The following is a 9321-nucleotide window of genomic DNA, read 5'->3' as shown; positions in this document are numbered from 1 at the left end:
ATGCCATAAATAAAATGTAGGCACGAATTTTTTGCTGCCCTTTTTGCGTATTACCAATATATTCAACCTTCTACAGCACTATTTTACCTTGTAAGTTCTGGAACTTCCGCTATAAACTCTGCAAACCGCAAAGGGTCAATAGTTCCATCAGGTAATGTGCCTGGCTGTGTGCGGCAACTCTCAAGAATTCGATACGTTATACGTGCCATATTTTTTTGTCCTTCTGTAACCTCTTCTTCTCGTTCACCGTCTTTAGATTTGTACAGGATACAGATTAACTCACAAAACAAAGACGGATCATTCATTATTTCCTTATGAAGGAATTTAGTTTTACAGTCTTCGCCGTAGCATAAAAATGGAGTTAACCAAAATTCAAGTTTTATCAATCTATCCTTATCAGACAGCGAAGCCTCCAAATGTTCTATGGCTTTTCCTATATCCCAATGCTCCCAAAGTCTTACGTCGGGTTCTTTACCTGCAAGCATTCCCTCTAACATCTCAGCCAATAAATTTGGGCTGACTTTTTTAACATCAGAACGACAGAAGTTGAGTGCACTTACAGGTCTGGTAACTTCCAATAGACGAGCAATAATATAGTCTCTTTCCTCTTTGATATCTGCTTGACAGATGTTTGGATTTATTGTCTTCCAATATTTGTCTTCAACTTCCTCACCGAAAGACTTAACGTTGTCCCATGTTTTTGCACACGAGGGTAGAGTCAAAAAGAAATTCGAGATTTTGTTGATGCTCCATTGCATGACCTAATCTGTTGGGGATAAGTTGGTATAGAAGCTCGAAGGCAACGTCGGGTTCATCCGTGACTAAACGTTTTAATGCGCTTATCCTGTATTCTTTATCTACTGATGTTTGGGGAAACCACGGCCTGTAGAAATTCACTAAACTTGATAATGGAGTATTTCCGTAGTTGCCTTTGATTTCAACATGTGCTAACTTAGCAAGGATTATTGAAATACGCGATAACCAGTCAGGTGACCAGGCAAGGGTTTCCAGTGCCCACAGTAACCCGGCATGGTAGCATTGTCCCGTGAACGTATTACCGCTGGTCTCTTTTAATAAGCAAGTAACGGATTGGTCTGGCTTTCGTAAACTACCCTCAACAGCCCCGATGAACTCTTCCGGTGATACCTCAGCCAACATCGGCAATAAGGAAGCAAGTGAAAGCCATCTGTTACGATCAGCGTCTTTAAGGAGTTCTCTGACAAGTCTATCCACCACCTTTATATTTATCTGTAAGAAGCTCATCTAAACCACCGTCTTTATATTCTTTTTCGTAACGCCTTATCGTAGTATTATCTAAAAATAATATTTGGGAAACCTCTGAGTATTCATACCCCTCGTCTAATAATAATATTGCATTTATCCTGTATGCCAGCTTCTTTTCACGTTCAGCTCTATGTGCCTCTATTAATACTGCACGCTCTTCTTTATCTAAAAAATCTCTCATAATCTTTTATACAATAACTATACCCTCTCTGTCAATAGTTTTTTTGCAAACTTTTTGCTTCTTGGTATATAATCCTCATTTGCTTTTGTCATCACATCATCTCTACAACTAAGCTCCCAACAGGACGCACCTTCTGGCACCCACGTAGATGACTCTTTAGCAACAACTTTCCCATCACACCCAGGTTTACTTGTTGAGTCTCCCGATGGAAAGTCTATATCATCTAAGGTACCTTCTTTAGTGCTTGCATGGATTAGTCGCCTAATCAGTCTGGGTAATTCATTTTGAGCATCCTTTGTTTCCGCCCATTGAGATATCTGCGTTGCTGTGATTTTCATTGACATGAATATGTAACAGGAGCAATGATTACGGGGTCAAGGGGGCTGGCCCCCTTGCAGGGGGTTCTGAAGGGGGGCGGAGCCGCCCCTTTCTTTTCTTCTTCTTAGGGGTGTGAACTATTACCCTTTTTCTTTGCCGTTTGCATTTACCGTTATATTATTTTCATGCTGATATCGGCGGCTTGTGCGGAGTGCGTGAGGTATCCGGATGATATGATATCGACGCCGGTAAGGGCGATCTGTCTGATGTTGTCAAGGGTCACGTTACCGGAGGCCTCCACTGTGACCCTCTTATTGACGAGCGCTACGGCCTGTGTCATTTCGTCGATGCTCATGTTGTCAAGCATCACAACGTCAATGCCTGCCTTCAGGGCCTCTCTGAGCTGCTCCATGTTGCCCACCTCCACCTCCACCTTCATCAGAAACGGCACCCCCCGCCTGACCCTCTCCACCGCCTTTGTGATGCCGCCTGCCGCCTTGATGTGGTTGTCCTTGATGAGCACACAATCGTACAAACCAAACCTGTGGTTGCCTCCACCGCCTACACGCACGGCATATTTTTCCATGTAACGCATGTTGGGGGTGGTCTTGCGGGTATCCACCACCTTGACGGGCAGGTCCCTGACCTTGTTGACAAAGCTGTGTGTCAGGGTGGCAATTCCAGACAGCCGTTGCAGGATGTTCAGCGCCACACGCTCACCCATCAGCAACGACCGCGTGCTGCCAGATACCCGTGCTATCTTATCCCCCTTGACCAACACCGTGCCATCCTCTCTAAGAGTACGCACCTCTACGCCACGCCCTACTCCACGCCCCACCAGCTCAAAAACCAGGGCAAAAAACGGTAAACCCGCAAGCACTAACGCCTCCTTCGTTATGACATTGGCCTCGGCAATGGCCCCCGCATCCACCGTCAGGGACGTCGTGATATCGCCATGTCCTATGTCCTCGGTCAGGGCGGAACGTATGAAGTCCACTACACTGTTGGGAAAACTGTAAGACAATGTCAAACCTCCAGCTCTTTCATGTTTTTGATGTTGGCCGTGATCTTGTCCAGCCTTGAGACAAGCTCTTCGTGGCGTTCCTTTTCCTTTTCAACAACGGACTTGGGGGCATTGGCAATGAAGTCCTCATTGCGGAGCTTCTTGTTTGTTTGCGTGATAGAGTCGTTGGTCTTTTTGAGTTCTTTGTCGAGTCTTTCTAACTCCGTCTTTACGTTGAACAGACCACTGAGCGGTATGTATATCTCCATGTCGGTTTTAACGGAGACTGCCGCTCCCTTTGGTTTTTCTGCGACATCCGATATCTCAAGGGTTTCAAGTCGTGCGATATTTTTGATGTAATCGTAGTTTTGGGCGAGATTGCGCTTGGCTGCATGGGTGTAGGTCTTGATTATGGCATTGAGGGGTTTGGAGGGAGATATGTTGAGTTCCCCTCTAATGGAGCGTATGCCGCTGATGCAATCTATGATGTACTGCATCCTGTCTTCTGCCTCCTGGTCTGAGACAAGGTCTTGGGGATAGGTGGTCATTGAGATGGACTTGCCGTTATGGCAGTAGACGCTCCAGAGTTCCTCGGTAATAAAGGGCATAAAGGGATGCAGGAGTCTCAGTGCATGGCCAAAGACGTACACCAGGCAGTTTAATGCCGCAGCGGGCTGTGCAATTGGGTTGGTGCCCCCCTGCGCCAAGGGGGATGCGATCCCCTGCGATAAAGATGGGGATGCGATCCCCTGCGACAAAGATGTCTTCGATAGCTCTATGTACCAGTCACACAGCTCATGCCAGATGAACTGATAGATGGCGCTTGATGCGTCGTTAAACCGGTAGTCCTCCAGGCCCTTGGCAGTGTTATGTGCGGCTGCGGCCAGTCTGCTCAGGATCCACCGTTCGGGAAGATTCAGGAGTTCCTTGTCGGAGAGTTCAAAGTGTTCGTTTATGGTTTCGATGGTATCAAGCTCTCCTACGGCGTACTTATCGATGCTGATGTTGATGTATCGGGAGGCGTTGTAGAGCTTGTTGATAAAGAACCTGTAGCCCTCCACACGTTCTTCGGAGAATCTGATATCCCTGCCCTGAGCGGCAAAGGCTGCCAGAGAGAACCGGAAGGCATCGGCCCCATACTTGTCGATCATCAGGAGCGGGTCTATAACGTTGCCCTTTGACTTGCTCATTTTCTGGCCCTTTTCGTCCCTGACCAGTGCATGGATGTAGACGTCTCTGAAGGGGACGTCCTTCATGAACTTCATACCCATCATGATCATGCGAGCCACCCAGAAAAACAGGATGTCAAACCCGGTGACAAGCACGCTGGTGGGATAGAAGGTCTTGAGATCGGGGGTTTGTTCGGGCCATCCGAGCGTAGAAAACGGCCACAACGCCGACGAAAACCACGTATCCAGGACGTCTGGGTCCCTGACGATGTGGTCACTGCCACAGGTCGGACACACCGTGGGGTCAACCAACCCCGTGATTGGCTTGGCCGCAATGCCAACCCTCATGTCCTTTGTATTTTCGACGATCTCTTTATGAGAGAGGCCGGCACTGATAAGTTCTCTGTAGGAGCCTTCGCGCAGGCCGTTTATCCTCTGGTTTAAGGTGACGTGTATATATTCGCCCTGCCTGGAGCCATCCTCCCCGTTGCAGTCGGGGCAGTACCAGGCGGGTATCTGATGTCCCCACCATATCTGGCGCGATATGCACCAGTGCCTGATGTCCTGCATCCAGGAGAAGTAGCTGTTTTTCCAGCCATCTGGGATGATCCTCACCTGTGAGGTTTTAACGACTTCTATGGCCTCGGCGGCCAGGGCATCGACATTGACATACCACTGCACGGTAGACAGCGGTTCAATGATGGTCTTACACCGGTAGCAGTGTCCGATGGAATGTTTATGAGATTCTTCTTTTTCGATGAGATTTTTGTCTTTGAGGTCGGCCACGACGAGTTTTCTGCACTCGTGTCTGTCAAGGCCGCTATAACGTTGTCCAGCCTCCGGGGTCATTCTGCCATCCTGTCCGATGACGGTGATAAAGGGCAGGACGGGGGTTTGTCGTCTTGCTATGGCCTCGTCGTTGAAGTCGTGCGATGGTGTTACCTTGACGGCGCCGGTGCCAAAGGCGGGGTCTACCTGTGGGTCGGCAATGACGGGTATAAGTCTGCCGCTGAGGGGGAGTTTGATCCTTTTGCCGATGTGTCCTACGTATCGACCGTCCTTGGGGTTTATGGCGACGGCCGTGTCACCGAGCATGGTTTCGGGTCTGGTAGTGGCTACCACGATGTAACCGGAATTGCCCTCGAAGGGGTAACGCATGTATGTGAGTTTGCCGTGAAATTCATCGTGCTCCACCTCAAGGTCGGACAGGGCAGTGGCACAGCGCGGACACCAGTTGATCAGACGCAGGCTTCTGTAGATAAGCCCCTCCTGCAGCAGTCGCACAAAGACCTCTCTGACGGCGCGTGACAGGCCCTCATCCAGCGTAAAGCGTTCCCTGGACCAATCGCAGGAGGCACCGAGCTTTTTGAGCTGATGTATGATGACTCCGCCATACTGTTCCTTCCAGGTCCAAACCCTCTCTATGAAGGCCTCTCTGCCCAACGTATGTCTGCTGAGGTTTTCGGCGGTCAACTGTTTTTCGACGACGTTTTGAGTTGCAATACCGGCATGGTCGGTACCCGGCAACCAGAGCACCCTGTGCCCCTTCATCCGCCTGTACCGTGCAAGGACGTCCTGGAGCGTGGCGTTGAGGGCATGTCCCATGTGCAGTGAACCGGTTACATTAGGCGGGGGGATTACAATTGAAAATACAACCCTTTCAGGCTCCTCCGAGGGACTGAAACATCCGTTTTTAAGCCAGAAGTCATACCACTTCTCCTCTATCGCCTTTGGGTCGTAGGCCTTGCTCTTTATTTGCTCATCCATTGAATTTCCTTATCGCACTATGATATTTGTTATGACTTATATACGCAAAGCGTGTTATAAGGTGTTCTATAGAAATTCCGACCTGATTTGGTCTATTTCCTCCTTTATAAGGCGTTCTGCGACACCGGATACGGTTTTATGGATAACCTTCTCAACCTCTGCCTTAAGCGTTGGGATACTCTCATCCATTACCTGTTTGGTGAGACGCTCGGTAACCTCCTTGCTGACCTTAAACATCTCCCCTGTGAGAGAACCCATGATCCCCTTGATTGTGGAAGATATGACCTGGTTTATAATGCTCTCAATATTGACCTGGCCTATGAGTTTGTCTATTCTGGTGTTTATGGCCTCTGAGATTATTTCGTCGAAGCCGATATTTATATCTTTAAATCGCTGGTCAACGTAGGCGTTGATTGCCTGTGCAAACAATGAGTTCAGGTCGCCTTCCTGCAAGAGATTGGAGACCTTGTCATCTATGTGATGTTTGAGCATACCGACAACGTCGTTTATGCTAAGTAATACCCCGCCTGATGTTGAGGGTTCATGTGTGACTCGGTAGTCCTGTTCAGGCCTGTGTGCCGGTTTGGCCTCAAATTTCCTGTCTTCTCTTTCAGGTGGTTGTTTCACGGGTTTCTCCTTTTTATAGACCGGCGGGGTGTCAAAGACAGGCATTTCCGTGCTGTCTTCAACGGCCTTGCCCTCTGCCTGTTCCACCAGGGAAGCAACTATATCCTGCATGTTGTCTTCGTCCTGAAAGACGGTTTCCCCTACCTCTTCGATGTCTGAATCACCGAGCTTATCTCCGATGTTATCGAGCATAGAGGTCATGGCCATATCATCCTGTCCATCCGAGGTATCTGCCATGTCATCGGTAATGCTGCTCATAAGTTCCTTAAACGTATCGGAGTCAATGCCGCCATCGCCGTCGCCATTGTCAAAGCCACCGAATCCCTTATCGGGCGGACTTTGCATATCTGCATCGGGATTGTCGATAACAGTTTCTTCCAGTAAGGAGCCGATCATTTTTTCCATATCGAGGTCGCCGCTGTCGGAGTCTTCGGGTTCTGCGGCGCCTGGTTCCCTGAGGGTTTCGATGATATCCTGCAGCTCCTTTGTGGTAAGGTCGTCATCGGCAAAGTTAGCCTCATCGGAGTCGTCGCTGTCGGGATGTTCCTCTTCAAAGGCGGCTGTTTCCTCCACCATGGTTTCCTCCAGGAGCGCCTGCATGTCTTTTTCATCCAACATGGAAGAGTCGCCTAGTTCAAGGGGTTCGAGGTCTGCGTCGTTTTTTCCGTTACCTGCGGGGGGTTCCTTGGCGGGAGACTTGGCCGGTTTGGGGATGCGGTCTAGGATGCTGTGTATCTTCTTTAAGAACTCATTGGACTCAAAGGGTTTTATCAGAAAATCATCTGCCCCGACATCCCTGACTTTTTGTTCGTTTATGGGTTCAAATGCCCCAACGAGCAGCACAACAGGTATATGTGCAGTGGCAGGGTTATTTTTTACCTCTTTGCAGAGGTCGTAGCCGTTCATTTTTGGCATGTCAATATCAGCAAGAATTACATCGGGCTTGCTGCTTTTTAGCTTTGACATTGCCTCCTGGCCATCTCCGACTGAACTGACGTCGATGTCCTCCTCAGATAAAATGAGCTCTACGACCTTTTGTATCGTAATACTGTCATCGGCCAACATTAATTTCTTAGGCATCTTCCCATCCCTCTTGGAGTATAAGTTTTTTTATCACCACGCACACAGACGTATTCTATCTTTACCATGTTTCCGGTAAGTGTTTGTTGAACTCACGGTTCAACAGTGAGATGGGCCTCACATCCCACCGCTGCTTGGTGCAGAGGGCATTGAAAAACCGCCCGATTCACTGCCACAGCTAAAGCTCGATATGAGCCGCTTTACGTCGTTAGACTTACATGTCGGGCATACGCTCTCACTCTGGGGAGCGCCTATCTTTTGAAACAGTGTAAAGTTTACACCACATGCCAAACAATTATACTCATATATAGGCATCGTTTACACTCCTTAAATCTTTTTATTTCATTATAACATATATTTTACATTTATGTTTGTGCAAGATCAATACTGCAGGGCAATCGCATTTGAAATAATCATGATGTTTTTTTATGATAAATTAACTACTTTTCAACTTGTCAACCAACCCTTTACGGGGTCAAGGGGTCAGCGACCCCCGGCTCAGTGGGGGCCGTGCTCCCTTGTAGGGGGGTCTGAGGGGGGGACAAAGTCCCCCATTCTTTTCTCTTACAGTCAAATGCGATTGCCCTGTTTTTAGCACGGCGTTGCCTTCTTTTTTTATGTTAAAATGTTACCTGATGAAGATACTACAGATAATCTATGAAAGCACGGACAGTCCGTTTGGGTTTGGCGGGGCGGGGATACGTGCATATGAGATTTACAGGCGTCTGATGAACAGACACGAGGTCACCCTGCTGTGCATGAAGTACCCTGGCGCCAGGGATGGCTACCACGAGGGACTGCGGCACGTGTTTGTCGGCATACAGAGCGCCCACCTTACAGCCAGCGTGTTTGCGTATACCCTCAAGGCAATGCTCTACGTCATCAGACACGGCGGGGACTTTGACGTCATCGTGGAGAACTTCCTGCCGTCTACGCCGTTTTTTGCAAGATACCTCACCTCCACGCCTGTGATATTGCAGGTGCAGGGGATAATGGAAAAACATGCCATCCTGAAGTTCAACCCCCTGTACTCTGTCCCCATGTATGGGGTTGAGCAGTTTTATCCGGGTCTGTATGACCGGTTGATATTTGTTTCGGAGGTGACCATGGCTAAGGTGACCTCACGGATGAACAAGAAACACCCCAACTGCATCGTGATACCAAATGGGACTGACTTGGAGCTTCTCAACACCGCAGAAGACAACCGCAGCGACAAAGAAGCAGGGGACAACGACTATATTCTGTTTTTCAGCCGGATAGACACCTACACCAAGGGCCTTGACCTCCTGATGAGGGCCTTTGAGGAGATAAGCCCCCGGTATCCCACGCTGAGGCTTATACTGGCAGGGCACGAGACAGACCCCGTTGCAAGGCTCTGCAAGGACCTCAGCCCCTCCGTGCGCCAGAAGGTGACATATGCCGGGTTTGTCGGCGGGGACGAAAAGAGACGGCTGCTATCAGGTGCGCGGCTGTTTGTCCTTCCCTCACGACATGAGTCCTCGCCGATAAGCATCATCGAGGCGGCGGCGTGCGGCAAGGCCATCGTTGTAAGCGACATCGGGGAACTGGCCTTTGTACAAAGACATCGTATGGGGTTGTCCTTTCGCTCCGGCGACCACAAGGCGCTATCTGCCGTTGTGAGCAGGCTGCTCGATGACACCTCCCTGCGTCTGTCCCTGGGGGCGGCGGCAAGGGATTACGCACAGACCCTCCTGTGGGACAACATCGCCCTCACATTCGAGGACTACCTGGCCTCGGTTATTGCATCGTAATAAGCAGAAGAGCATAAGTAGCTATAACGTAATGCACCCAATTAAAGAAAGAAAGGGGCGGCTCCGCCCCCCTTCAGAACCCCCCGCAAGGGGACCAGTCCCCTTGACCCCATTTTACCA

At 49.4% G+C, this 9321-nt stretch carries 8 protein-coding genes; 1 reads left to right on the top strand and 7 read right to left on the bottom strand.

Annotated features, from left to right (window positions below; all coding sequences use genetic code 11):
* Positions 1-83 precede the first annotated feature (83 nt).
* From HWQ67_RS08420 to HWQ67_RS08390, 7 genes are all read right to left on the bottom strand, one after another.
* A complete protein-coding gene (locus HWQ67_RS08420; RefSeq protein ID WP_218252243.1) occupies positions 84-758 on the bottom strand; it encodes a hypothetical protein in 675 nt (224 codons plus the stop codon).
* Complete coding sequence (locus HWQ67_RS08415) at positions 682-1263, bottom strand: hypothetical protein (protein ID WP_218252242.1); 582 nt, start codon at positions 1261-1263, stop codon at positions 682-684. Before HWQ67_RS08415 ends, HWQ67_RS08420 begins: the two co-directional genes overlap by 77 nt.
* Positions 1226-1465, bottom strand: coding sequence for a helix-turn-helix domain-containing protein (locus HWQ67_RS08410; RefSeq protein WP_218252241.1), 240 nt, complete (start codon positions 1463-1465; stop codon positions 1226-1228). The genes HWQ67_RS08415 and HWQ67_RS08410 overlap by 38 nt, the downstream gene beginning before the upstream one ends.
* Positions 1466-1955: 490 nt before the next feature.
* A complete protein-coding gene (gene nadC / locus HWQ67_RS08405; RefSeq protein ID WP_218252240.1) occupies positions 1956-2807 on the bottom strand; it encodes a carboxylating nicotinate-nucleotide diphosphorylase in 852 nt (283 codons plus the stop codon).
* A 2-nt stretch (positions 2808-2809) separates the two neighbouring features.
* On the bottom strand, positions 2810-5722 hold the full coding sequence (locus HWQ67_RS08400) for a valine--tRNA ligase (protein ID WP_218252239.1): 2913 nt from the start codon (positions 5720-5722) through the stop codon (positions 2810-2812).
* 66 nt (positions 5723-5788) lie between these two features.
* A complete protein-coding gene (locus HWQ67_RS08395; RefSeq protein WP_218252238.1) occupies positions 5789-7429 on the bottom strand; it encodes a response regulator in 1641 nt (546 codons plus the stop codon).
* Positions 7430-7546: 117 nt separating this feature from the next.
* Complete coding sequence (locus tag HWQ67_RS08390; protein ID WP_218252237.1) at positions 7547-7744, bottom strand: FmdB family zinc ribbon protein; 198 nt, start codon at positions 7742-7744, stop codon at positions 7547-7549.
* A gap of 302 nt (positions 7745-8046) precedes the next feature.
* On the opposite strand from HWQ67_RS08390, the gene HWQ67_RS08385 reads away from it, so the two are divergent.
* Complete coding sequence (locus tag HWQ67_RS08385; protein WP_218252236.1) at positions 8047-9201, top strand: glycosyltransferase family 4 protein; 1155 nt, start codon at positions 8047-8049, stop codon at positions 9199-9201.
* Positions 9202-9321: the final 120 nt, after the last annotated feature.

Origin of the sequence: Candidatus Magnetobacterium casense, from assembly GCF_019173545.1 — a bacterium.
Lineage (GTDB): Bacteria > Nitrospirota > Thermodesulfovibrionia > Thermodesulfovibrionales > Magnetobacteriaceae > Magnetobacterium > Magnetobacterium cryptolimnobacter.
Note: the sequence above shows the minus strand (reverse complement) of the source record. Positions and strands in the feature narration are given on the sequence as shown.

What these genes read in the sequence shown, in the direction of transcription:
- HWQ67_RS08420 (WP_218252243.1), bottom strand. Translation starts at nt 758, where the DNA reads ATGCAATGGAGCATCAACAAAATCTCGAATTTCTTTTTGACTCTACCC.
- HWQ67_RS08415 (WP_218252242.1), bottom strand. Translation starts at nt 1,263, where the DNA reads ATGAGCTTCTTACAGATAAATATAAAGGTGGTGGATAGACTTGTCAGA.
- HWQ67_RS08410 (WP_218252241.1), bottom strand. Translation starts at nt 1,465, where the DNA reads ATGAGAGATTTTTTAGATAAAGAAGAGCGTGCAGTATTAATAGAGGCA.
- HWQ67_RS08400 (WP_218252239.1), bottom strand. Translation starts at nt 5,722, where the DNA reads ATGGATGAGCAAATAAAGAGCAAGGCCTACGACCCAAAGGCGATAGAG.
- HWQ67_RS08395 (WP_218252238.1), bottom strand. Translation starts at nt 7,429, where the DNA reads ATGCCTAAGAAATTAATGTTGGCCGATGACAGTATTACGATACAAAAG.
- HWQ67_RS08390 (WP_218252237.1), bottom strand. Translation starts at nt 7,744, where the DNA reads ATGCCTATATATGAGTATAATTGTTTGGCATGTGGTGTAAACTTTACA.
- HWQ67_RS08385 (WP_218252236.1), top strand. Translation starts at nt 8,047, where the DNA reads ATGTTAAAATGTTACCTGATGAAGATACTACAGATAATCTATGAAAGC.